General features: G+C 42.1%; 23 protein-coding genes, 3 tRNA genes and 2 pseudogenes. 20 read left to right on the top strand and 8 right to left on the bottom strand.

Going from position 1 to position 23,080, the window contains the following annotated elements; translation table 11 throughout:
- The first annotated feature begins 6 nt into the window (after positions 1 to 6).
- Entirely contained in the window at positions 7 to 1,002 is a 996-nt protein-coding gene (locus PluTT01m_RS23545) for a DMT family transporter (RefSeq protein WP_011148664.1), read from the top strand.
- Between the two features lie 263 nt (positions 1,003 to 1,265).
- Here PluTT01m_RS23545 and PluTT01m_RS23550 read toward each other — a convergent pair whose 3' ends face one another.
- Positions 1,266 to 1,643, bottom strand: a complete 378-nt coding sequence (locus PluTT01m_RS23550; RefSeq protein WP_228956845.1) for a helix-turn-helix domain-containing protein — start codon at positions 1,641 to 1,643, stop codon at positions 1,266 to 1,268.
- A gap of 38 nt (positions 1,644 to 1,681) precedes the next feature.
- Positions 1,682 to 1,789: pseudogene (locus PluTT01m_RS23555) on the bottom strand (type II toxin-antitoxin system HigB family toxin); the annotation flags it as partial.
- A 90-nt stretch (positions 1,790 to 1,879) separates the two neighbouring features.
- Between PluTT01m_RS23555 and PluTT01m_RS23560 the strand changes: the two are divergent.
- A complete protein-coding gene (locus tag PluTT01m_RS23560; protein WP_011148666.1) occupies positions 1,880 to 2,155 on the top strand; it encodes a type II toxin-antitoxin system Phd/YefM family antitoxin in 276 nt (91 codons plus the stop codon).
- Positions 2,155 to 2,487: a type II toxin-antitoxin system RelE/ParE family toxin gene (locus PluTT01m_RS23565; RefSeq protein WP_011148667.1), complete on the top strand. Its 333-nt coding sequence runs from the start codon at positions 2,155 to 2,157 to the stop codon at positions 2,485 to 2,487. The genes PluTT01m_RS23560 and PluTT01m_RS23565 overlap by 1 nt, the downstream gene beginning before the upstream one ends.
- Before the next feature lie 11 nt (positions 2,488 to 2,498).
- On the opposite strand, the gene PluTT01m_RS23570 is transcribed toward PluTT01m_RS23565, so the two are convergent.
- The 4 genes from PluTT01m_RS23570 to orn all read right to left on the bottom strand — a co-directional run bounded on the left by PluTT01m_RS23570 (position 2,499) and on the right by orn (position 3,591).
- Positions 2,499 to 2,574: transfer RNA gene (locus PluTT01m_RS23570), tRNA-Gly, on the bottom strand.
- 65 nt (positions 2,575 to 2,639) lie between these two features.
- Positions 2,640 to 2,715, bottom strand: a tRNA-Gly gene (locus tag PluTT01m_RS23575).
- 55 nt (positions 2,716 to 2,770) lie between these two features.
- Positions 2,771 to 2,846: transfer RNA gene (locus tag PluTT01m_RS23580), tRNA-Gly, on the bottom strand.
- 199 nt (positions 2,847 to 3,045) lie between these two features.
- A complete protein-coding gene (gene orn, locus PluTT01m_RS23585; protein ID WP_011148668.1) occupies positions 3,046 to 3,591 on the bottom strand; it encodes an oligoribonuclease in 546 nt (181 codons plus the stop codon).
- 93 nt (positions 3,592 to 3,684) lie between these two features.
- On the opposite strand from orn, the gene rsgA reads away from it, so the two are divergent.
- From rsgA to mscM, 3 genes are all read left to right on the top strand, one after another.
- Entirely contained in the window at positions 3,685 to 4,740 is a 1,056-nt protein-coding gene (rsgA, locus tag PluTT01m_RS23590; RefSeq protein ID WP_011148669.1) for a small ribosomal subunit biogenesis GTPase RsgA, read from the top strand.
- Positions 4,741 to 4,814: 74 nt separating this feature from the next.
- The gene (gene asd, locus PluTT01m_RS23595) at positions 4,815 to 5,708 is read left to right on the top strand and encodes an archaetidylserine decarboxylase (RefSeq protein WP_011148670.1); all 894 of its coding nucleotides are present in this window, start codon (positions 4,815 to 4,817) and stop codon (positions 5,706 to 5,708) included.
- 26 nt (positions 5,709 to 5,734) lie between these two features.
- Complete coding sequence (gene mscM, locus PluTT01m_RS23600) at positions 5,735 to 9,070, top strand: miniconductance mechanosensitive channel MscM (RefSeq protein WP_011148671.1); 3,336 nt, start codon at positions 5,735 to 5,737, stop codon at positions 9,068 to 9,070.
- A 67-nt stretch (positions 9,071 to 9,137) separates the two neighbouring features.
- Here mscM and PluTT01m_RS23605 read toward each other — a convergent pair whose 3' ends face one another.
- Positions 9,138 to 9,410, bottom strand: coding sequence for a PAAR domain-containing protein (locus PluTT01m_RS23605; RefSeq protein WP_011148672.1), 273 nt, complete (start codon positions 9,408 to 9,410; stop codon positions 9,138 to 9,140).
- Positions 9,411 to 9,678: 268 nt separating this feature from the next.
- On the opposite strand from PluTT01m_RS23605, the gene PluTT01m_RS23610 reads away from it, so the two are divergent.
- From PluTT01m_RS23610 to PluTT01m_RS23665, 12 genes are all read left to right on the top strand, one after another.
- Positions 9,679 to 11,412: a type VI secretion system baseplate subunit TssF gene (locus tag PluTT01m_RS23610; protein WP_109791898.1), complete on the top strand. Its 1,734-nt coding sequence runs from the start codon at positions 9,679 to 9,681 to the stop codon at positions 11,410 to 11,412.
- Between the two features lie 14 nt (positions 11,413 to 11,426).
- A complete protein-coding gene (locus PluTT01m_RS23615; protein WP_011148674.1) occupies positions 11,427 to 13,403 on the top strand; it encodes a type VI secretion system Vgr family protein in 1,977 nt (658 codons plus the stop codon).
- Positions 13,400 to 13,891: a DUF4123 domain-containing protein gene (locus PluTT01m_RS23620; protein ID WP_011148675.1), complete on the top strand. Its 492-nt coding sequence runs from the start codon at positions 13,400 to 13,402 to the stop codon at positions 13,889 to 13,891. The genes PluTT01m_RS23615 and PluTT01m_RS23620 overlap by 4 nt, the downstream gene beginning before the upstream one ends.
- Before the next feature lie 2 nt (positions 13,892 to 13,893).
- Positions 13,894 to 14,238, top strand: coding sequence for a hypothetical protein (locus PluTT01m_RS23625; RefSeq protein WP_011148676.1), 345 nt, complete (start codon positions 13,894 to 13,896; stop codon positions 14,236 to 14,238).
- Between the two features lies 1 nt (position 14,239).
- On the top strand, positions 14,240 to 14,848 hold the full coding sequence (locus PluTT01m_RS23630) for a restriction endonuclease fold toxin 5 domain-containing protein (RefSeq protein WP_011148677.1): 609 nt from the start codon (positions 14,240 to 14,242) through the stop codon (positions 14,846 to 14,848).
- Positions 14,849 to 14,871: 23 nt separating this feature from the next.
- Entirely contained in the window at positions 14,872 to 15,594 is a 723-nt protein-coding gene (locus PluTT01m_RS23635; RefSeq protein ID WP_011148678.1) for an immunity 52 family protein, read from the top strand.
- A 2-nt stretch (positions 15,595 to 15,596) separates the two neighbouring features.
- Positions 15,597 to 15,860 (top strand): PAAR domain-containing protein, encoded by a 264-nt coding sequence (locus tag PluTT01m_RS23640; RefSeq protein WP_011148679.1) that lies wholly within the window; start codon positions 15,597 to 15,599, stop codon positions 15,858 to 15,860.
- 163 nt (positions 15,861 to 16,023) lie between these two features.
- Positions 16,024 to 16,656 carry a restriction endonuclease fold toxin 5 domain-containing protein gene (locus PluTT01m_RS23645; protein ID WP_011148680.1) on the top strand — a complete coding sequence of 211 codons (633 nt, stop codon included), beginning with the start codon at positions 16,024 to 16,026 and terminating at the stop codon, positions 16,654 to 16,656.
- A gap of 48 nt (positions 16,657 to 16,704) precedes the next feature.
- Positions 16,705 to 17,439 carry an immunity 52 family protein gene (locus PluTT01m_RS23650; protein ID WP_011148681.1) on the top strand — a complete coding sequence of 245 codons (735 nt, stop codon included), beginning with the start codon at positions 16,705 to 16,707 and terminating at the stop codon, positions 17,437 to 17,439.
- Positions 17,440 to 17,441: 2 nt separating this feature from the next.
- Positions 17,442 to 17,705, top strand: a complete 264-nt coding sequence (locus PluTT01m_RS23655; RefSeq protein WP_011148682.1) for a PAAR domain-containing protein — start codon at positions 17,442 to 17,444, stop codon at positions 17,703 to 17,705.
- Between the two features lie 163 nt (positions 17,706 to 17,868).
- Positions 17,869 to 18,495 (top strand): restriction endonuclease fold toxin 5 domain-containing protein, encoded by a 627-nt coding sequence (locus tag PluTT01m_RS23660; protein WP_011148683.1) that lies wholly within the window; start codon positions 17,869 to 17,871, stop codon positions 18,493 to 18,495.
- Positions 18,496 to 18,521: 26 nt separating this feature from the next.
- Positions 18,522 to 19,256 carry an immunity 52 family protein gene (locus PluTT01m_RS23665; protein ID WP_011148684.1) on the top strand — a complete coding sequence of 245 codons (735 nt, stop codon included), beginning with the start codon at positions 18,522 to 18,524 and terminating at the stop codon, positions 19,254 to 19,256.
- Between the two features lie 51 nt (positions 19,257 to 19,307).
- Here PluTT01m_RS23665 and PluTT01m_RS23670 read toward each other — a convergent pair.
- Positions 19,308 to 20,575 (bottom strand): annotated as a pseudogene (locus tag PluTT01m_RS23670) (IS4 family transposase).
- A 387-nt stretch (positions 20,576 to 20,962) separates the two neighbouring features.
- Here PluTT01m_RS23670 and ati1 point away from each other — a divergent pair.
- Positions 20,963 to 21,412: an Ati1 family type III secretion system chaperone gene (gene ati1, locus PluTT01m_RS23675; RefSeq protein WP_011148685.1), complete on the top strand. Its 450-nt coding sequence runs from the start codon at positions 20,963 to 20,965 to the stop codon at positions 21,410 to 21,412.
- Positions 21,413 to 21,454: 42 nt separating this feature from the next.
- Positions 21,455 to 22,948: a VPA0450 family T3SS effector inositol phosphatase gene (locus PluTT01m_RS23680; protein ID WP_011148686.1), complete on the top strand. Its 1,494-nt coding sequence runs from the start codon at positions 21,455 to 21,457 to the stop codon at positions 22,946 to 22,948.
- Positions 22,949 to 23,080: the final 132 nt, after the last annotated feature.

A 23,080-nucleotide genomic window follows, 5' to 3' on the forward strand; every position in this document is an offset into this window, starting at 1 on the left:
ACAAACATGAAAAGCAACCACGCATCAACGCAGTCGGTCAACAACTACTCAACCTATATCAAGCTGTCTCTTGTGGCTATCATCTGGGGCGGAACATTTGTTGCAGGTCGATATATTTCTGTCGAGACACCACCTTTATTATCAGCAAGTCTCAGATTCATTCTTGCGGGCATGACGCTAATTATCTTCCTCGTTTTATCAGGAAAAATGTTCGTCAAGATTAATCTATCCCAACTATTGAAAATCATTGGACTTGGCCTCAGCGGAATATACACCTACAACCTGTTCTTCTTTTATGGTCTACATCATACAACCGCATCCAGAGCTTCACTTATCGTGGCGCTGAATCCAGCAGTAATGGCGATTTTTTCATATCTCTTTTATAAAGAAAGGCAATCACCATTGAAAATACTGGGAATTATTCTTTGTCTGCTTGGTGCAATGATCGTGATTTTCAGCAAAACACCACAACTGACGGTGGGAGCAGAGGGTAACTGGTTGGGTGATACGTTGATCTTTGGCTGTGTTTTAAGCTGGGTTGCTTATAGCGTCTTCTGCAAGAATATTGTGAACCAAATCGGCCCGCTACATACCGTTACATACTCCATCCTGGCAGGCGCTATCATGCTGACAGCAACGGCCATTTTCACAGGGCAAATGAGTTTATCTGCAATACATACATTGCCCATAACTGATCTCTACAGCTTACTTTATCTCGGTGCAGTAGGCTCAGCGGTAGCCTACATCTGGTATTACGACGGAATCCAAAGAATTGGTTCCACTCGCTCTGGCGTATTTATTGCGCTTAACCCTTTGACTGCGGTATTGCTCGGCGCAGTACTATTAGATGAGAGATTAACATTCCCAATGTTCATCGGCGGTGCTCTCGTCATCGGAGGCATCCTGATCTGCAATAAGAGATCAACCGATAAAAAACTTATTCCACCAGAACCTAAATCTGGGATCAATCATATAGCAAAAGCAAAGAATTACAGGAGATAAGCCAGAAATTTCCCCCTATCGACACTTTGGTACAAAACAAAAGCGTCGATCTTAATGAGACCTGATGGCAAACCTGATTTCTGAACTTAAAAACCATGAATGTAAGAGACTTCAATAGGCATTTGTATATCAAAAATGGGCACGGAGAAATGCAATTCATAGCCTCTTTCTAATAAGTCAAAAAATAATAATGAATGAAAACGATAAAAAAAGCCGCATTACTTTCATGGTGCGGCCATAATGCCATTAATTATTCTAAATCATTAGAGAAACAGATCTGGCCTTACGTTGAAACGCTCAGAAAGTGCTTTAATGTGCGCAATCGTCAATGAGCGTGTACCAGAGAAAATCTGGCTGATAAGCGACTTAGAACCGATTTCCTCTTTCAGGTCTGAGTAAGAGAGGCCGTGTTGATCCATCAACACCCGCAGCGCCGCAACACCGGTAGGCATATCATCTACAGCTTTATTAAATGCGGCAAAGCGCTCATTGCTGTTTTCATAGTCAGCAATTTTAGCGGACAGAAAGTCAATCAGCGGGTTTTCATCATCGTGTTCGATAAGGTAATCCACCATTGCCAAAGCGTCATTATAGGCATCCTCGGAAGTGCTATTCCCCAAGAAAGGAACAGCAGCTACCAGTAGCTTTGTGGCTTCAAGTGCTTAGGTAGGTTCTGCAATCATTCTTTCATCTCCCGATACTGCTTAGTTAATTTGTCATACTCTGCATGAGTGGCTATATGCTTGACGTATAGGCGTTTATTAACGAAATTTATATAGGCAATCATCAGCATTTGCTTAATTGGCAAGATGATTTTATAATCAACAAATTGACTTTTTATAGTCTTTATTTAGTCCTTTTTGATGTGAGGGATTCTATGCGTTATTCAGAACAGATCAAACCCATTAGCTACCTAAAAGCCAATGCAGCTACGGTGATGACGACACTCGCTGAGTCCCGTTCACCGATGATTATTACACAAAATGGCGAGGCAAAAGCGGTGATTCAAGATATTGCCTCTTATGAGCAGACTCAGGAAACTATAGCGTTGTTAAAGATTTTAGCTTTAGGACAACAACAAGTTAAAGCAGGTGAAGTCACACCAGTAAAGGATGTGGTTCAACGCTTAAAAAATAAAGGGAAGTCCACCTGATGCCATATCATGTAATGCTGACTAAAAATGCCGAAGCAGATTTAGAGGACATTTACGATTACATTGTCGAAAATGACAGTTCAGAGAAAGCTGATTATGTATTGGATCAGTTACTGAAAACAGCAGACAGTCTGGCTAACTTTCCTGAAAAAGGCAATTATCCCAAGGAGTTGCAGGCGTTAGGGATCCGCGACTTCCGCCAAACATTTTTTAAACCTTACCGGGTTATTTACCAAATCACAGGTAAACAGGTGGTAATTTTTGTGATTGCCGATGGTCGGCGGGATATGCAAACCCTGCTTACGCACCGGTTGTTAAGTGTATCTGCATGATAAGAAAGACTTGGAGCGGGAAACGAGACTCGAACTCGCGACCCCGACCTTGGCAAGGTCGTGCTCTACCAACTGAGCTATTCCCGCATTACTGACTGGTGATCACCTGAAATAATATATCAATCCCAAGAAACCAATTGCGAATCTAAACTTGGAGCGGGAAACGAGACTCGAACTCGCGACCCCAACCTTGGCAAGGTTGTGCTCTACCAACTGAGCTATTCCCGCGTCACTGACTGGCTAACAATAACCATGAATAACATACTGATTCCAAACCAAAATTTGGAGCGGGAAACGAGACTCGAACTCGCGACCCCGACCTTGGCAAGGTCGTGCTCTACCAACTGAGCTATTCCCGCATATCTTTTAGTATGCCATCCATACCTTATGAAATTCATCATCGGTATGGGGTGCGCATTATACGAGAAATCGTTGCGCCCGCAAGCCCTTCAATGCAAAAAAACAAACTTTTCGGCAAAATGACGATTTAGCCATCAAAATAGATTAATTAATCGTCATACTGTGCTTGCGTTATCAAGCCAGTTAAAACTTTCTGGCTTACAGTTGAATAAAATGTTCCCGATAATAGGCTAATTCAGCAACTGATTCACGGATATCATCCAGCGCCTGATGAGTATTCTGTTTCTTAAGCCCAGCAAGGATTTCCGGCTTCCAGCGACGAGCTAATTCTTTAAGTGTACTGACATCCAGATAGCGGTAATGAAAGTAAGCTTCCAATTCTGGCATATAGCGGAACAAGAAACGCCGATCCTGACTCACACTGTTACCACAAATGGGAGAAGCACCTGCCGGAACCCATTTTTCCAAAAATTCAATCGTCGCCTTCTCTGCCTCACGATCATCAATTTTACTTGCTTTAACGCGTTCAACCAGCCCACTGCCCGTATGGGTGCGTACATTCCATTTATCCATCAGAGCAAGTTGTTCATCAGACTGATGAACCGCAATGACAGGCCCTTCATCCAGGATATTCAAATTTGCATCGGTGACAATTGTCGCAATTTCAATAATGCGATCCCGCTCTGGATCTAAGCCCGTCATTTCTAGATCTATCCAGATAAGATTGTGCTCACTTTTTGACATGTTATATCCTAGATTGGAGAGAGAGTTATTATTAATGGTGTATCATAGCGCTTTTAAGCAATAACAGCGATAAATTGGAACAAGTGAGGTTCGGTGGCTAAGCATAAACTATCCAAAGGCCAGCAACGGCGGGTACGGGAAAATCATCAGCGCAGGCTGAAAAAACAGGATAATAAGCCTGAAATGGATGATAATCAGTTAGGAGAACCTCAGGAAGGGCTAGTTATCAGCCGTTTCGGCCAACATGCTGATGTCGAGGCAGAAGACGGTTCTACACAACGTTGTAATATTCGCAGAACAATTCGTTCATTGGTAACGGGTGATCGGGTGGTATGGCGTCCTTCGCTGCAAACCCAAGCAGATGTAAAAGTAAATGGTATTGTTGAAGCCGTTCACGAACGGACTTCCGTACTTACGCGGCCTGACTATTATGATGGTATTAAACCTATCGCCGCCAATATTGATCAGATAGTGATTGTGTCAGCCATTCTTCCTGAACTGTCACTCAATATTATCGATCGCTACCTCGTTGCCTGTGAAACATTGGGCATTGAGCCCTTGATTGTATTGAATAAAATTGATCTGTTGGACGAAGAAAGCCGTGCATGGGTCAACGAAATCATGTCCACGTACCACAACATTGGTTACAGAGTATTGAAACTATCAAGCCACACTGGCGAAGGTATGGAAGAATTAACGAAGATGCTCGCAGGTCGAATCACTATTTTTGCCGGTCAGTCTGGTGTGGGTAAATCAAGTTTACTCAATACACTCTTGCCAGAAGATGAGGAAGAGATTCTGGTCAACCAGGTTTCAGATGTTTCCGGTTTAGGCCAGCACACCACAACGGCATCCCGTCTTTATCATTTCCCACATGGCGGTGATGTTATTGATTCTCCTGGTGTTCGGGAGTTTGGCCTATGGCATTTAACATCGGAACAAGTCACTCAGGGTTTTGTCGAATTCCGTGATTATCTAGGAGGTTGTAAATTCCGTGATTGTAAACATCGGGATGATCCAGCATGTGCGTTACGAAAAGCAGTGGAAGATAATGAAATAAATCAAGAACGTTTTGAGAATTATCACCGTATTCTCGATAGCATGGATCAAATTAAGCCACGCAAGACTTTTACAGATAACGATAGCTAACTGACATCAAATGAAAGGACAGGTACAATAACCCCCTTTTGTCTAATTTTGCCAATAGAATCCAAGAGGTTGACGTGCTGGATAACATTAAAATCAGGTTGCACTATTTACTGCCTAAACAGGGAATAACTCATCTGGCAGGCTGGTTTGCTAACAAAAAAGCTGGCTGGTTGACTCAACTGGCAATCAAGGCGTTTGCCCGTGTTTATAAAGTGGATATGAATGAAGCGAAATCACCTGAGTTTTCAGCATACATCACATTCAATGAGTTCTTTATCCGCTCATTAAAAGATGATATTCGCCCAGTCGTCAGTAATGAACACCAATTAGCGCTACCTGCTGATGGTACTATCAGCCAGTTAGGCAATATCCGGACAGACCAGCTCCTTCAAGCCAAAGGGCACCACTACACGCTTGAAGCTCTACTCGCCGGCAATCATCAATTGGCAGAGATATTCCGTGATGGGCAGTTTGTAACGACTTACTTATCACCTAAAGATTATCACCGTGTACATATGCCTTGCGATGGATTACTGAAAGAGATGATCTATGTCCCAGGTGATCTATTCTCTGTCAATCCATTGACTGCCGCCAATGTGCCAAATCTGTTCGCTCGTAATGAAAGAGTCATCTGTCTGTTTGAGACTCAATTTGGTCCCATGATACAGATTCTGGTTGGTGCAACTATCGTCGGCAGTATCGAAATGGCTTGGTGTGGTATGGTTACACCACCACGGGAAGGTATTATCAAACGCTGGACTTACCCGGAAGCCGGTACAACTGGCGCGATTTCTTTCAAGAAAGGTGAAGAAATGGGGCGTTTCAAACTGGGTTCTACCGTCATTAACCTGTTTGCACCAAATCAGATACAGTTAGCCGGGCACTTGAGCAGTGGCTCAACAACCCGCATGGGTGAACTGTTAGCCCAAGCTATCATGCTTGAAGAACCCACTGACAACATAAGCTAATCCCTTGCTAAGGAGAGCCCTCTATCGTGCGCCTGATTATCAGCTTATTGCTTAGCCTGCTCATTATTACTCCGGTTTCTGCTGCGATTCCACTTGATGAAAATCAGCTCAAACAAGAACTGAAACAAATTGAATCCAGCAAAAACCCGCAGGATGCAGAAGTTGCTCAGGCGCTGCAAGGTGCACTCAATTGGATTGCCGATACTAAATCAGCTAACGACAGAACACAAAAGTATCAGACCGCCATTGATGATTTTCCTAAAATAACTAAAGAACTTCGTCAAAAATTACTTACTGAAAGTGATACTCCCCGCCCAATTCCTGCTAACCAACCCATAGCAAGCGTTGAGCAACAGATCATTCAGGTCAGCAGTCGGTTGCTAGAACAAGGGGGGCAATTACAGCAAGAGCAGGACAAAGGACGGGAAATCAGTGACTCTCTAGTACTATTACCGCAACAACAATCAGAAGCACGACGCTTGCTAACTGAAGCATCTTCTCGCCTGCAATCATTAGGAACACCATCCACCCCATTAGCAGAGGCTCAATTTGCCTTAGCTCAAGCCGAAGTCAATGCCCACAAAGCGACAGTCAATGAACTCGAAATAGCTCAACTTTCTGCGAATAATCGACAGGAAATTTCCCGTATGCGGGTTGAACTGTTCAAAAAGCGATATCATCGACTTGATCTTGAACTGCAACAACTCCGTAGCCAACTTAATGCACAACGCCAGCAAAAAGCAGAATTAGCCCTGGAACATACCGAGATGCTGGCGGAGCAAAGTGATCAACTACCAAAATTTCTGCTTGATGAATTGCAACTGAACCGGAATTTATCTCAGGAATTAAATCAGCAAGCACAACGAATGAACGTCATCGGCTCAAAGCAACGCCAAGCCGCCAGTGATATTATTCAGGTCCGGCAAGCATTGAATACCATTCGTGAACAGGCACAATGGCTCGGAGGCTCTACAACGCTCGGAGAAGCGCTCCAAACTCAACTTGCCCGTTTGCCTGACATGTCTAAACCACAGCAACTTGATCGGAATATTGTCAAATTCAGGGTCGATCGTCTGAAATACGAAGACATGCTGGATCAGTTACAAAAAGACACAAAACCCGTACAGAAAAGCAACGTTGCGTTAACTGCTGAACAAGAGCGGATTTATGATTCTCTTACCCGCACCCGCAAAGAATTACTCAATTCATTATTATCTGGTTACGACAGTGAAATCCTTGAATTGACCAAATTGAAAGTCGCTACCAGCCAGCTAAATGATGCACTAACAGAAGTCAAAGAGGCCACACACCGTTACCTTTTCTGGGTCGCGGATGTTAACCCTGTTTCGCTCAATTACCCGATCAATGTTGTGCAGGATCTGACTCGTCTATTATCGCTGGATACTTTCTCTCAATTAAGCGGTGCCCTGATAGTCATGCTGACCACTCAGGATACGCTTCTATATCTGTTTGGCACGCTATTCCTGGTTATATTCAGCATCGGTTCTCTTCGCCATTATCATGCATTCCTTGAACGCGCGAGTAACCGTATTGGCAAAGTTACCCATGATCACTTTTCCCTCACTTTACGTACCGTATTCTGGTCGGTTGTTGTCGCGTTACCTTTGCCCATGCTCTGGTCGGCAATTGGCTATGGGCTACAAAGCGCTTGGCAGTACCCTATGGCAACGGCTATCGGTTATGGCGTCAGTGCTACGACGCCCGTTCTATGGATATTCATGCTGAGTGCCACTTTCGCCCATCCAAACGGATTATTCATTGCCCACTTCCGTTGGCCGGAAGAGCGTGTTAAACGGGCCTTACGATTCTACCAGCTATCTATCTTTGCCATTGTACCGTTGGTCATGGCATTGATAACGTTTGAACATTACAGTGATCGAGAATTTGCTTCCACACTCGGCAGGCTCTGCTTCCTCATCCTGTGCGTCTCCTTAAGCCTGATCACTAACAGCTTGAAACGGGCAAAAGTCCCGCTCTATCTGGATAAAAATGGCTACGGTGAAAATGTTATCAATACCGCTCTCTGGTGGATTTTACTCTCTGCACCGATAGTCGCAGCGCTAGCTTCCATACTCGGGTACTTCAGCACATCACAAGCATTGCTAGGGCGTTTAGAAACTTCCGTTGCTATCTGGTTCTTCCTGCTGGTTATTTACCATATTATCCGTCGTTGGATGCTAATTCAGCGACGCCGTATTGCCTTTGACCGGGCAAAACAACGGCGGGCAGAAATTCTGGCTCAACGAGCCAAAGGCGAAGATGACTCGACGGGTTCAAGCAGTATCGAAGGTGCCATCGAAGTTGAGGAACCCATTATTGATCTAGATGCGATCAGCGCTCAGTCATTGGGATTGGTCCGTTCAATTCTAACTCTGCTTGCCTTGGTTTCACTCATTTGGCTCTGGTCAGAACTTCATTCCGCTTTCTCATTTCTAGAAAATATCCGACTGTGGGATGTCACCACCACAATAAACAATGTAGAAACTGTTCAACCCATCACCGTAGGTTCTGTCTTGATTGCTATCTTGGTGATTATTATCACCGCTCAACTGGTACGTAACCTACCCGCATTACTTGAGTTAGCCTTACTACAGCATTTAGAACTTACACCCGGTACCGGCTTCGCCATTACCACACTCACCAAATACACCATTACTTTGATTGGTGGTTTAGTAGGTTTCTCCCTGATTGGTCTTGAATGGTCAAAATTGCAATGGCTTGTCGCTGCGTTAGGGGTTGGATTAGGTTTTGGCTTACAGGAAATCTTCGCCAACATCGTTTCTGGCCTGATGATATTGTTTGAAAAACCCATTCGTATCGGTGATACCGTGACTATCCGCAACCTGACCGGTAGCATCACCAAGATCAATACACGAGCAACAACCCTGTCAGACTGGGACAGAAAAGAGATCATTGTTCCTAACAAAGCCTTTATTACCGAGCAGTTTATTAACTGGTCATTATCTGACACCATCACTCGTGTTGTACTGACAATCCCTGCACCGGCAGAAGCTAGCTGTGAAGAGGTTACCCAAATCCTGTTAACCGCGGCTAAACGCAGCACTCTTATCCTTGATAACCCGGCACCTGAAGCCTATCTGGTTGATCTTCAACATGGTATTCAGATATTTGAATTACGTATTTATGCCGCGGAAATGGGGCATCGCATGCCTGTTCGTCACGAAGTCCACCAGCTTATTTTGCAAGGATTCCGCGAACACGGCATTACTCTGCCATTCCCACCATTTCAAGCGAGTATCGATGTTATTGGTCGGGATATTCGCAGTGCGACAACAAATAGATCAGGCCGTAATCCACCACGTCAACCGGGTAGTTTGTAAAAAGATAATGAAGCACGGAGCACCCGTACTTGAATCAACTAACCCTATTTCAGGCAGATATGGCCTTTTACCGCCATCCTATGCTTGAAATAGGTTTTGCGAAGCAATCAATGTCGCGCCACAAGAGGTTTTCATTCCCTCCAGTGCATATTTGTCCATTAGAGCTGATTATTCTAGGCGTCCCTTCCACAATGGTTTGATTACCACCATATTTTGGACAGGATACAGCATCCCCAACCCGAGCCGCTTTCTTCCCTAACACATCAAAGCTTCCATCACCGGCTAACACCTTGCCGCCATGCGAAGTCGAATCACCGACCAAAATAATGGGACGTGACATATTTCCCTCCATTAACTAATGATTAAATATTAATTTCAGCTTCCAACATCTGGCTATCATGACGCCATAACTTGATTAAAGAAAACTTATCTAAATAAAACTCATTGAAATAAATTACATAATTATGTTAATCAAACACCTAAAAAATTTACATCATTAACTGTTTGAAACAAAAAATTATACATATTTAAATTATCAACCTTGATATCCATCAGCTCAAAATATAAATTTACATTAATATTTGATCATAAAGAGAGCAAAGGTAAATATGAAAAATTTTGAAGATTTCTATCGGGAAGCACTTTCACAAATAAAGCATGATCTGAGCAACGCAGCGCAAGAGCATCCACACCTTGCTCCATTTACCTCCGAATCCGGTGACCCTGATGTTCTCCGATTACTGGAAGGTTTTGCGCTTACAACTGCCGGTATTAAGCAGAAAATTGATGATGGCTTCCCAGAAGTCATTAACCCTCTTCTACGAAAAGTATGGCCGATACCTTTACATCCGATCCCTTCAACCAGCATTGTCCAGCTAGATATGCAACCGGGCAGCATGACTGAAACCACAAGCATTGCCAAAGGCAGTGAAATTTCCGCCATACAGCAGAATCAATCCATTACATTCAGAACCACTCAAGATATCAGTATTGAGCCTATTACCTTGATCCATAAAACGCTGACACACAGCGGAGACAAAAGCCTGATATCACTGACCTTTCAATATCATGGCCCAACTACCCACTGGAAGACAGGACCAGTCACGCTTTTTCTCGGAGAAGATCAAAAACTGGCGTCTTTATTGACCAAATACATAGATCAGTCGCTGAACAACACTTATCTGAAAACATCCCTGAAAGAGCAAGAAATGTGGCTATCTATTGAGATCGCTCCACGCCTGAAAGAAAATTTGGTCCTGCCGAGACCACATGACTATTTCTGGCCGTTGCAGGTGTTATACGAATACCTCTATCTGCCACATGTTAATGACTTTATGTCATTTGATTTATCGGAAGAAATCGCTGAGCTCCCTTTGGGAGAAGATAAGCAATTTACCATTATTCTAGAATTTGACTGTAATATTCCCATCGAGGACATTACACCCGCATTTATTCCCCATTGCATACCCGTTATTAACCTGGCTCCGGCAAGAACAAAACCGATAACATTTGAAAAGGGCAAATCGCGTTATGTATTAGAAGCGAATGAAATCTTTAGTATTGATAACATTAAACTCCAATCCGATCCTGATGGAACATCTGAAGGATCTGCTCACAGTGTTCCTCTTATCAATAGCGCGCAACTGGCCGCCTGCCATTTTGCCGAACCCGGTGACAACATATTACTTTTTAACCATATACGGGAAGAATCGCCATTTGGTGGCAATCAAATTAATCTCACGTTTTATGATCATCAGGCAAAACCCGTAACAGAACACCACTATCGCGAATTTTACTGCCAATATCACAGATATCATACGCAGGCACGGACATTGGGCATCGGACAAATCTGTATACCCAGCGAGCAGATACCCAGCCATATTCAGGCCAGGAATATCGTGGCGGCGTCAAAAGATCTTCCTGCCGTCGTAAACAGTCACCAGCATTGGCCGATACTATCTTTGTTGTCGATTGGGCCATTTTTTCTCAGTCATATTGAATCAGTCAGATCTCTGGTCAAACAACTTGATACCTTCGCGCATCTGGACGCCCCGCGTAGCCGGCATATTCAGCGCATGGCCGATGGCCTCAGCGCTATCTACCTTGAGCCATACTACCATTTTGACAAAGGCATTCCTGTGAGAGGCCAAGCCATCACACTGCGCATGACACCAGAAAATTATGAACATGAAGGAGAAATGTATGCTTTTGCCAAAACACTACACACCGCTTTTTCCCTCTGTTTTGTTGAAACCAGCTTTCACAGATTAACCGTTATCAATAACGGCACCAATGAATGCTGGGAATTTTACAATATGCCTGGGCATCAGAAGATCATGTAATTGAAGGAAGCATTATGAAAACCGGACTCCGCTTTTCCTGCACCATCGGCAATCTGCCGCCCATGACTTTTGCGGTAGTTAATTTTACATTAGATGAAGCGCTTTCATCGTTATTTACCCTGTCTCTAACACTAGCGGCACACCGTTCAGATATTGATACAGACACCCTGCTGCTCCAAACCGGGCTGTTCACCGTTACCCGTGACGATATTCTGCAACGTGAAGTGAAAGGATTAGTTGAAAGTGCGGTAGTTGGCACCACAAACCGGCATCAAACTCAATATCACCTGACAATCAGACCAGAAATGTGGCTGCTGACACTCGATCAGGACAGCCGTATTTATCACCAGCTCAGTGTCCCCGATATTTTACACAGCATACTGAAACAGAAGAAACTCCGGGCCAATATGCATTTGAATAACCCACACTCAACGCGGGAATACGTCACCATGAAAAGGGAATCATCCTACGATTTCTTTACCCGCCTGGCGGCTGAGGAGGGGATTTTCTTCTGGTTCGCCGATGACGGGCTCTATCTGAGTGATAGCTACCTGAACATGAGAGCGCCGGATACGTTGATTTATAACCCGGACGTCACCAGCGCTGTAGAAGAAAATGTTATCTACAAATGGTCTCTTGGCTCCTACATGCGCCCGGAATCTACCGACCAAAAAGACAGAAATTATCACAACCCCAATTACGCTTTACAGCATAACGCCACGGATTTTGAAGCGGAGAACGGCACGCCATTTCATATTTTCGAAAGTTACGGCCGTTTTCAGAAAGACAAAGAGGGCATTCCGTTGACCCAATATCGGCTGGAAGCTTTGCGTGTTGACAGCAAATCAGGGCAAGCGGACAGTAATTGTATTCGATTAATGCCCGGCAGAATCTTTACACTAACCAACCACCCGATTGACGCCATGAATGACCGCTGGCAAGTCGTCTCTTCCCAACACATAGGGTATGTCCCCGCCGTTTTAGGCGATAACGGAACCGGCACCACTCTGAATTCACACACCCAGTTCATTCCAGGCCGCAACGATTGGCGTCCGCCATACCGCTATAAACCATTGGCCGACGGCGATGAAATTGCAACGGTTGTCGGGCCCGGCACTGAAGAAATTTACGTTAATAAAGATGGCGCGGTTCGCGTTCACTTTCACTGGAACCGTTATGATGCGCCTGATGATCAGGCTTCTTGCTGGGTACGGGTTGCACAAGGGTGGAATGGCAACGGATTTGGTTTTCTGGCAACACCGCGAGTGGGTCAGGAAGTGATTATCTCCTATCTCAACGGCGATATTGACCGGCCTATTATTACCGGATGTACTTACAACGGCCTTAACCGCCCGCCGCTGAATTTACCCGCGGAAAAGACGCGCACCACGTTCAGAACCAAAACGCATAAAGGTAACGGCTTTAACGAATTACGTTTTGAGGACGCAAACGGCAGTGAAGAAGTGTTTATTCATGCTCAACGGGATATGAATACGCAGGTTCTGAATGATGAAACCCATAATATTGGGCATAACCGGACAGATCATATTAAACATGATGCCCATTTACGCATTGATAATGAGTACCGCGTACAGACGGGAAATGACATTTCCCTATCTACGGGGCAAAAACTCCATATCAAAGCAGATGACGCCCTGTTAACTCAAAGTGGCAATGAAATTCACCTAAGTTCCGGTGCTAAAGTCGTGATTGATGCCAGCAGTGAACTGACCCTACAGGCCGCCGGGCACTTCCTTAAAATCGATGCTGGCGGTATTACCAGCAGTGCGAGTATTAACTTTGGCAGTGGAGCACCCGGCAGCGGCTCAGGTTGGGGTGGCAAGCTACCGGATAGGCTGGATAAACTGAAACAGACGAGTGTCGTACAGGTAGAAAAAGCCCTGACGACACCGTTGAAAGAAATCTGTCTGACCTGTCTGCTGAAAGCAGAACAGAATGGCACAGCAATGGTTATCAGGGGGCAGTCATGACACCGGAATTACAGAAAAAATGGAGTGAATACAGAGAAATGCATCCCGAAATGAAATGGTATGCCTTAGTCAGCGGCCTACAGTATGAACGTCATTTTGCTGAGGAGATTAAGTATATCGTCGGCACGAATAATCCCCTGTTCCGGCAATACCCGGATGCCAAAATTGCGTTCGCGGGGCCGTGGTTGTTTGATATGGCTTATGCGAAATCATGGGAAGAAAAGTTATCTGCGCTGGAAAAGGTTGCACCTTCGGTGTCCTGGCTACACACCACGCTATCTTTGGACAAACTAACCCGTCACCTTGAAAACTACCTGAATGTTGAGCTGGAAACGGGGGAAACGGCATTGCTGCGTTTTTACGATCCCCGCATCTTGCATCAAATCCGGGATATTTTCAGCCCAGAGCAATTGTCAGCATTCACTGACGGTATTCATGAGTGGGTGTATTCTTTTGATAATAATGATCATTTCGTAAAAGGGGCCTAACGATGATAAAACTCAGCAAGGAACAGGTCGCTAAATTTATTGATGCGGAAGATGAGGCTTATGTGACCCAGATCCGACAACGTATTCTGGCTGAGCACAGTGGATTAGTCGAAAATGAAAGCGAACATAGCCTGCACGAACGATTAAAGAAGGCTTATCTGGACTTGGTTGAGATGGGGTTCAAGGATGAAGCATTGATCCGCTCTTACTTATATTTCGTTGCGTTTAACCGTGATTTTCACGGCTCGCCAGCAATCCAAAATATGTTGAACGCCGGAGATAACCCGGAACAACAATACCGTGATTATTTGCGGGTTATGGATAATTTATTGAAAAGGAGAAATTAACATGCCATTACCACTTCTTGCGCCAGCGGCTCCCGCTCTTTTAGCTGCGGCTGAATGGACACTGGCTGCTTGTGCAACAGGATTAGCCGCCGTTGGTGTGATGGAAAGCACCAAAGATAAAGAAGGTGAACAAGACAAGGCAAAAGCGGATACACAAACAATTGCTTCGTCCAGTACCGAATGTGAGAAATGTCCGGCAATTGGCAACGTTACAATGGCTTGGGAAAAAACCACATCGTATTCAGAAATAACCATTGCCTACCAAACAAAAATTGCCGGGACGATATACAATCCTGAATTAAACCTAATTGAAACTTGGTTATGCATGGATACAAATTTTGATGGTTGGAAACCTGCACAATGCTTATTTCTTGAAGCTAAAGCTAAATATGATCAATTTTTCAAAGATGGAATGCCTATAAGTTGGTGGAAAATAAGTAAAAGCGGGGATAGATCCATGACGACTCAAGTAGAAAAACAGCAAGAAGTATGCACTACATTAAATGGAACCCCAAATTCTCACTGGCATTTTATGCAACCTATAAGCTATGCCTATTATTTAGAGAAATTTTCTATTTATCCCAACATTAAAGTATTTCACACTATTTAACATCTAAGTAAAGGTGAAAATAAATGACTACATTATCATTAAACATGAAATTATATACAGATTGGAAAGAACCATTAACTCCAACAATAGTTATTACCGATTTATATAAAATCACACAACAAGTAGATATATTTTTTAGACGCCATAAAACTTGGTATTTACCAGGAGATACTCGTCAAGAATCTTTACAACATATTGCTTTTGATCAGCAAGGAGCAACAAAAGAAGCAATAAAAGAGTTTGAAGAAGATTATACAGAAGAAAATCCTATAATTATTAAAGGGATTTGGGATGGTGAAGATGATGACCATTCATGTTCAATTTGTTATATGAATTATCGTCGAGATCGGTTAGGACAAACCCAAATAGATTTTCATATATCTATTGAAGAAAATGAATTTCAGCTATCACGATTAATCAACTTTATTAATTTTCTGATTTCTACTCATAATGCACCTTACATTATGGCAGAAAACAATACATATAGAATAAAAAGAAAACACGTTTTCCCAGATCGTTTAAGTGCTGGCTGGATGCTCTATTTACCAATAGAAATAGACCCGGCTTTAGTTCCAATGGCAGAAGAAATAATATCTATTTCTGATAAAAATAACAAAAAAGGCTCATTAATTATTACAACAAAAGATATCTTTGATATTGAAAACCAGGAGCATATCAATAAAACCAATGATATTGAAATATGTTTACGGGATTTACAAATACTACCATTGATGACAGAGTTATAAATATGACAAACAGAGCCGTAATCCGATTAAACGATCTAACCGATCATGGTGGTAAAGTCATTACCGCCATTGATAATTACGTGTATCAAGGCGTACCTGTTGCCGCTAAAGGTGATTTAGTAAACTGCCCTAAGTGCAAAGGGGTTTTCCCTATTGTAGAAGGGAGCAATGACTTAAAGCATCAGGGAAAACCTATTGCATTGGAAGGTATGCAAACAGCCTGTGGCGCAAAACTGATTGCCAGTCAGAAAGATTTTCTCGCTTAATGAGACGACAATCATTTTGGCCTATTTAAGGCAACACTGACGCGCTGCGCTTGTCTTCTCCATTGTACCGGGCTAATACATTAATCCGGTAAAATAGAGAGCCGAGAAAAATACCGTGATTATTTGCAAGTTATGGATAATTTATTGAAAAGGAAAAATTAATATGCCATTACCACTTCTTGCGCCAGCGGCTCCCGCTCTTTTAGCTGCCGCTGAATGGACACTGGCTGCTTGTGCAGCGGGATTAGCCGCCGTTGGTGTGATGGAAAGCACCAAAGATAAAGAAGGTGAACAAGACAAGGCAAAAGCGGATACACAAACAATTGCTTCGTCCCGTACCGAATGTGAGAAATGTCCGGCAATTGGCAACGTTACGATGGTTTGGGAAAAGACTACATCGTATTCAGAAATAACTATTGCTTATCAAACAAAAATTGCCGGGACAATATACAACCCTGAATTAAACCTAATTGAAACTTGGTTATGCATGGATACAAATTTTGATGGTTGGAAACCTGCACAATGCTTATTTCTTGAGGCCAAAGCTAAATATGATCAGTTTTTTAAGAATGGTGAACCAGATTGGATTTTTGGTGAGTTTAGAAAAACACCTACCAGCAAAACAGGGGCAGAAAGTACAATTTGGCAAGCAGAAAGACAAAATAGGGTATGCATAGGATTGAATAATATTCCAAAGTCTCATTGGCATTTTTTGCAGCCTATATCTTATGAATATTTTTCTGAAATGTTTGTTCCTTTTACTAACATTAAAACATTTCATACGCCAATGAGTTGATCAAAAGCCTATAACTATTGCTGAAAATTTCAAACAGGATTAATGATTATGAGTTTAATACATCCAAGAATAAAATTGTTTCACGACCTTAATGAGCCAATAACACCTGAATTGGCGTTAAGGGATGCATATCAGATAATGCAGAAAATAAATAATATTAGTAGTAACCCAAGTTATTGGCATTTACCAGGATATAGTTTAGAGGAAATAGAGGAAAATAATGTATTTACTGATGCTGGTTTTACTGAATATGCTATAAGCCAGCTTACAGAAAATTATGATAAAGATGCAAAATATCTTATAGCTACTTTATTTGACATCCCAGGTGACATTGAACTTAAAAATAGAATTTTTTATCAAAGCAGTGATGTAATTTACAATAATAGACTAGGAAAAACAAATATATCCATTGATCTTAACTTAGTGAAAGAAAAATTTAAGATTCAAACTATTATAGAGTTTGTTAAAGCTTTAGCATCTACTCGTAATTCTCCAATCGTTATGACTGAAACACGAGGATATAGATTGAAAAAAAAGCAAGTATTCCCAGACCGAATAAGTGCAGGTTGGATGCTCTATTTACCAATAGAAATAGATCCGACTTTAGTTCCAATGGCAGAAGAAATAATATCTATTTCTGATAAAAATAACAAAAAAGGCTCATTGATTATTACGACAAAAGATATTTTTGATATTGAAAATCAAGATCATATCAATAAAGCCAATGATATTGAAATATGTTTACGGGATTTACAAATACTACCATTGATGACAGAGTTATAAATATGACAAACAGAGCCGTAATCCGATTAAACGACCTAACCGATCATGGTGGTAAAGTCATTACCGCCATTGATAATTACATGTATCAAGGCGTGCCTGTTGCCGCTAAAGGTGATTTAGTAAACTGCCCTAAGTGCAAAGAGGTTTTCCCTATTGTAGAAGGTAGCAATGACTTAAAGCATCAGGGAAAACCTATTGCATTGGAAGGTATGCAAACAGCCTGTGGCGCAAAACTGATTGCCAGTCAGAAAGATTTTCTCGCTTAATGAGACGACAATCATTTTGGCCTATTTAAGGCAACACTGACGCGCTGCGCTTATCTTCTCCATTGTACCGGGCTAATACATTAATCCGGTAAAATGGAGAGCCGAGAAAAATACCGTGATTATTTGCGAGTCATGGATCATTTATTGAAAAGGAGAAATTGACATGCCATTACCACTTCTTGCGCCAGCGGCTCCTGCTCTTTTAGCTGCTGCTGAATGGACACTAGCTGCTTGTGCAACAGGATTAGCCGCCGTTGGTGTGATGGAAAGCGCCAAAGATAAAGAAGGTGAACAAGACAAGGCAAAAGCGGATACACAAACAATTGCTTCGTCCCGTACCGAATGTGAGAAATGTCCGGCAATTGGCAACGTTACAATGGTTTGGGAAAAAACCACATCGTATTCAGAAATAACCATTGCCTACCAAACAAAAATTGCCGGGACGATATACAATCCTGAATTAAACATAATTGAAACTTGGTTATGCATGGATACAAATTTCGATGGTTGGAAACCTGCACAATGCTTATTTCTTGAGGCCAAAGCTAAATATGATCAATTTTTCAAAGATGGAGAACCTAATGACTTTTATAAAAATATAAAGTTAAAGGGAAAAATGTCTGGATATGACAGTATGATTAATCAGGCTAGGAGGCAGAACTTAGTGTGCGAGACATTAGATAATATTCCAAAATCCCATTGGCACTTTCTAGAACCAATATCTTATGAATACTTTCTTACGGCATTTTCTATGTTTCCTAACATTACGGTATTTAACACTAAACTTTAATCATTCTCACAAAAGGAGAATTAAAAATGTCAATGATCTTTTCAAGAATAAAATTATTCCATGACTTAAATGAGGCTTTAACTCCTGAAAATGCATTACTTGATTTATATCAAATTACATGCAAGATAAATAAGTTAACAACTAGAAAAAGTGGTTGGTATTTACCTGGTTATACTCAAGAAGAGAGATTAAAAAATAATGCATTTGATGAAAATGGACCTACTAAATATGCTATAGAAGATTTTAAAGAAACTTATGATGAAAACTCTGGATTTATTGTGAAATCATTATCTGATGGAGTAGATGAGAACAACAACAGTATTCTATATATGGGTGAAGATAAAATCCATGTTAATCCTGTTAGATTAGGTAAAACTAATATATCTATAAGCATCAATTTAGATAAAGATAAATTTAATTTTCAAGATATTATTGAGCTTTTAAAAAATTCAATATCGATTCGAAACTCTCCATTTATGTTAGTAGATACAAGAGGTTACTCGTTAAAACAAAAACAAGTTTTTCCAGATAGGGTTTACGCCGGTTGGATGCTCTACTTACCAATTGAAATAGATCCGACTTTAGTTCCAATGGCGGAAGAAATAATATCTATTTCTGATAAAAATAACAAAAAAGGCTCATTGATTATTACGACAAAAGATATTTTTGATATTGAAAATCAAGAACATATCAATAAAGCCAATGATATTGAAATCTGCTTGCGGGATCTACAAATATTACCTCTGATAACAGAGATATAAATATAACAAGCAAAGCAGCTATCCGATTAAAACGACCTCATACACTGAACCTTAAGCATTAAGCCTCTCGACAATACCCTCCAACGTATTGTCTTTATTGGATTTTCTTTGAGGCAACTTCAACGCGTTTTTGGAGAGATATTTCAGGGCCCAATCCAGATGGTGTTCTATTTCCGACCCGGCATGATGAATAATCGCGCCCAATATCGGCAACAACCAGACATCAACATTTTTGGCTGCCTTGAGAAAGGAGACTGAAGGCAAAAACCGTCTCGCCAGACTGCGCCGGACTATCAACGCCAGCAGACTTGCCCAGATGAGTCCTTCCGCTATCGCTTTCTGACCGGTCGCAAAGCCTGTCCGGTTGGTGTGGGATTTTAATTCCTTGAACAGCAGTTCGACCTGCCAGCGACAGCGATAGAGCGCCATGATGTCATCTGCGGTAAAGTCGGATGGCGGCAGGTTGGTGAGCCAAAAACAGAAGCGCTTTTCCTGCGCGAACCAACGCCGGATGACCCGAAATTCGAATCGGCCACGCCGACAGGTGAAATCCAGTACCTCATCGCGGTTATTTTTGCGGCTGATGTCCCTGAGTTTTTTGCCGCCAGTGTCGGTAATTGTCGCCCCTGTCCATTGCGGGCACTGACAATCAGGGGATTAAGCGATTGGCTTCCCCGCACGATAAATGAACCACTGGACAAGGAAAGTTGTTCAAAGTACCCGAAATCCACATAACCGGCATCCGCCAGCAGCAATTTATTGCGTAAGGTATGGGGAGCTGGTAGATAAGCCCGCTCAGATGCCGTGTCTGCGGTCACCGTCATGGCGATGGGTGATTGGCTGAACAAAGACAGGGTCATATGGCACTCAACCGCTGCCTTCAATGGGCTGAAGCGGCAGGGAAAAACCCCCGCTAAATCGGGATGAACGTTGAATGAGCCGCCATCCTGCAAGAGGATATCGTCAAACTGCTCAAATTTTTTGGGTAAGGGCGGCAGAACGTTTTCAATCAATTGAACCATGGCGAATGTCACCAGTTTCTTCATAAAATCGGCGAAGGTGCTTTTACGCAACTGATTATGGAAGGGTTTATAGGCGACAGTGTGTTTTTCACTCAGGCACATGCCGTTAAACTGCCGGTGCAAGTCAGCGATGGAAGTGCAGTTTCCTTTGCTCAACGCGGCTATCAAACTGAGAACCAGAGACTGTGGCCCAATATTTCTGAACCGCTCCATAAAGCCACATCTGCGGGCCGTTTTTTCAAGAAAAGTGTCACTGAAGAATTGCATTAACTGAGGTTTTGTGGAGATAATTGTCATCGGCTTTATTCTCTGATCTCGGTATTTTGTTTGGCGACAATTATCAGATCATAAATAAAGCCTTTTTTCTATCTAAAATAACAGGTTGCCGCTAAAGATCCTGTTTATGAAGATGGCTTATTAAAGCCGAGTGGTTTTTTAGGAACATCAGGCGCGGAACTCATCGAGGCGCGGGCATCCTTGCCTATAGTGACGCCGGATAGATTTAAGCAAGCTCAAAATTCATCAAAATTAGTGTTGCAAAAACGAGGGTGACCATAGATTTAACCTTTCATATGGAAGAATAAAAAAATCCGCCTGTACTTAATATCATACAATTCCCTCGTCTTTATAATCCTTCTTACTAAGAAGAATAACCATCAAAAAATAATATATAGAAGGAACACAATGGATATCTATCAGGAAAGTATCAGATTTTTAGGTAACGGTGCCGATTTCGATGAAAATGGATTATTTCAATGTGAGTTATCATTCGATACTAATGACCATGGTGAGGCGCTTTTCTTAACCATATTTAAGAATGAAACAACCATTAATTTACACATATCTCTGACCAGTCCAGTTGAATTACCAACGCCTCTTCCAGAAGCGATTGCAGTCGCGATCGGTGAACACGCGCTAGAACCTTTTAGAGGTGGCTTTGGTATTGGCTTAATGCCTGATAGCCGTAGATTAACGATTTATAAGATTATTTCTCTATCAAATAAGCCTCAAAATTATGTGCAAAACATCTTTCAGCAACTGTTAGAAAAAATGGAGCAATGGCACCATTTTATTGAACAAACGAATAACGCAGAAACGATCCCAGAAAAACTACCTGTCGGGATTTTTATTTAATCCCTGCAGCGAACACCCCTATTTATAATATGAGGTTAATTTATGTCAACAATTCAAATTAATAGTCAGCACAGAGGTAGTTTAGACTTCGCGGATATTCAAAATATCAAAACCAATGCGAAAGAAGGTGATACGGTTAAGTTTGGCTCTGTATTTGGTAAAGAATACCGCGTTACTAAAAACAGTGATGGTGAAGTTAGCCTAAAACAAAAAGAGAATCGCAGCTTTTTTAACCGCTTCTTTAGCAATACAGATTCATCGAAAAACAGTGATTTAAAACTGAATCTGATGAACCAACAGCTGCACAAAAAAGAGAACAGCGGCAACGTTAAGGTCTTAACATTAACCTACAACCAGGCTAACCAAAAGATGCCGGAAGAGACTAAGAACTACTTCCAGAATCTGATCCAAAAAGGTGATTATGATGTGGTCTTGTTTGCTGAACAAGAGTCTAAATTGCTTGCTAACGACCTAGAACTCGATGGCATGAACCTCCTTAGCCAAAACAAAATGAAAGTAATGACCAAAGGTCTTGGTGAAGGTGTTAGTTATACTTCTATGTCTGTTTTTGCTAAAGATGGCGTCGATATTAACGTGAAAAAAGAGTCTGAGTATCGTCACGGTATCGGTGGACGAAACATGGCATTCTTCATGGGTATCACTGGTAACAAAGGCGGGGTGAAAACCGCTTTAGAGATCAATGGCCAAGCTTTAAACGTGATTTCCGCGCACTTGGATTCTAACAAAGAAGTAAAGCGTGAATTCGAAGGAAACAAGTTGATGGAGGGGATCAAACCGAATGAAGAGGTTCTGATCACCGGCGATCTCAATGAACGTGAGAAGCGTGTTGCTGAAGGCTCTGATGTGCTGTACGACCCAATTGCACACGATGATACGCATTTAGCAAAACATGGCTTTAAGTTCAAACCACTCGATAGCCATACTTACATGCAGCTTGATAAGCACACTGGCAATATTAAACAGAAAGAAGGTCGAGATCGCCCTGATTTCGGTGAGCTCGATAATACTGGTTTAACCAACAAAACGGGTAACTTACAGAACCATGAAACCAGTGTGATCACTGATGGATTTGTGAATGTCAGTGACCACAAACCAGTGCAGTCTACGTTTGAGGTAAGAAGTTTCTCTCAAAAACTCATAGAAAACGCGATGACTCAAAATGCTGGTGACTTCAAAAATGACGCGGCGTACCTAAAGCCTGGTACTGATCCAGCTAACGCGACGTTTGACGATGTCACTTCCGCTAACCAGGCACGTCTGGGTTTAGAAAGCTTAAGTCCCAATGAACAAGAGTTCGTAAAAGAGAACTTTTCGAGTTTTATTATCGGTAAAGATGCACTCTTCAGTCAGTTAACTAGCGGCTTTATGGAAGAGATGGGTCAACTTCACGCATCTGATCTTGTTAAAAACCCAGCTCAACTACAAACGCAGCAAATTGCATTAAGTGAAAAGTACGAACTTCTCAGTGATAAAGTGAATGCTGAATTTAATAAACAATTCGTTGCCAACCTCTAATAGCAATCTAACAATTGCTCTCTGTTAGATATTAAAAGCAAAGAGTGGTCAGTTTTTGAAAGGGCGTTTATCCCGAAAAAAGTATGCTAAATTGAAAAATTGGCATACTAATCAGCTCGAACATAACGAAGG

Origin of the sequence: Photorhabdus laumondii subsp. laumondii (assembly GCF_003343245.1) — a bacterium.
Lineage (GTDB): Bacteria > Pseudomonadota > Gammaproteobacteria > Enterobacterales > Enterobacteriaceae > Photorhabdus > Photorhabdus laumondii.